Here is a 1,359-nt window from a genome sequence, read left to right on the forward strand (position 1 = left end):
ACCGACAGCAGGCCGAGCACACCCCCGGCCGCCTGGAAAAACCGCGCCGCGCACGGCCGCGCCGCAATAGCAGCAGGGGGGGCAGCAGGGGTGGAAGCAGGCGAAGACATCATGACGGACATCTACCCGCACTGCCCGCATGCCGTATAGTCGCCCCATGCCACGCTACGACCTGTTTCCCGACATCGCGCCCTTCGACAGCGGCTTCCTCGCCGTCGGCGACGGGCACGAACTCTATTGGGAACAGGCCGGCAACCCGTCCGGACGGACCGTGCTGTTCCTGCATGGCGGCCCGGGCGCCGGCGCCGGCGCGGTGCATCGCCGCTTCTTCGACCCCGACCATTGGCGCATCGTCCTGTTCGACCAGCGCGGCGCCGGCCGCTCGCGTCCCCACGCGTCGGTCGCCGCCAACACCACGCCGCACCTGCTGGCCGACATCGAAATGCTGCGCCGCCACCTGAACATCGCGGACTGGCTGCTGTTCGGCGGCTCCTGGGGCTCGACCCTCGCACTGGCCTATGCCCAGGCCCACCCCGAACGGGTACGCGCCATGATCCTGCGCGGCATCTTCCTGGGCCGCCCGCGCGAACTGGACTGGTTCTTCCATGGGCTGGCCCATGTCTTCCCCGACGCCCACGCCGCCTTCCTGTCCCACCTGCCCGAACAGGACCGAAACGACCCGCTGGCCGGCTATTGCCGCCTGCTGTTCGACCCGGACCCGGCCATCCACCTGCCCGCGTCCCGCGCCTGGGCGTCCTACGAGGGCACCTGTTCCACCCTGATCCCCGCCCCGTCCCTGGTCAGCGGCTTCGTGCATGACCGCGCCGTCGTCGGCCTGGCGCGGATCGAAGCCCATTATTTCCGCCACGACCTGTTCCTGCCGCCCGGAGGATTGCTGGCGGGCATGACGCGCATCGCGCATATCCCCGGCCACATCGTCCAGGGCCGCTACGACATGGTCTGCCCCAGCCAGTCGGCATGGGACCTGTCCCGCCTCTGGCCGCGCGCGACCCTCAGCCTGGTCCCCGACGCCGGCCATTCCGCCCTGGAACCCGGCATCCGCCGCCGCCTGATCGCCTGCGTGGAAGAGTTCCGCGACGCATGACGAACGCCCCCGCGCACGCCGCGAGACATAATACCGGCCGAACCGCGCCGTGCGCGGCGCGTTCGCTCGGCGTTCGCCTCGTCACGACGACCCATAATCACAATAACGGGCCCACGACAATGAACCCATATGCACGCCGTCCCTCTCCCAAATGGCCCGCTCCGCGATGGGCCTCCCCGCGATGGATCCCGCTGCGATGGACCTGGGTCGCCCTGCTGCCCCTGGCCGCCTGCGCCGCGCAACCCAAGCCCCCG

1 protein-coding gene is annotated in these 1,359 nt (G+C 70.3%); it reads left to right on the forward strand.

The window, feature by feature from the left end:
- The first annotated feature begins 157 nt into the window (after window positions 1–157).
- Window positions 158–1,105, forward strand: coding sequence for a prolyl aminopeptidase (pip, locus tag HUK84_RS18460; protein WP_176641533.1), 948 nt, complete (start codon window positions 158–160; stop codon window positions 1,103–1,105).
- The last annotated feature ends 254 nt before the right edge of the window (window positions 1,106–1,359 follow it).

The sequence above is a fragment of the Nguyenibacter vanlangensis genome (genome assembly GCF_013376155.1).
In the GTDB taxonomy this organism is placed as follows: Bacteria; Pseudomonadota; Alphaproteobacteria; order Acetobacterales; family Acetobacteraceae; genus Gluconacetobacter; species Gluconacetobacter vanlangensis.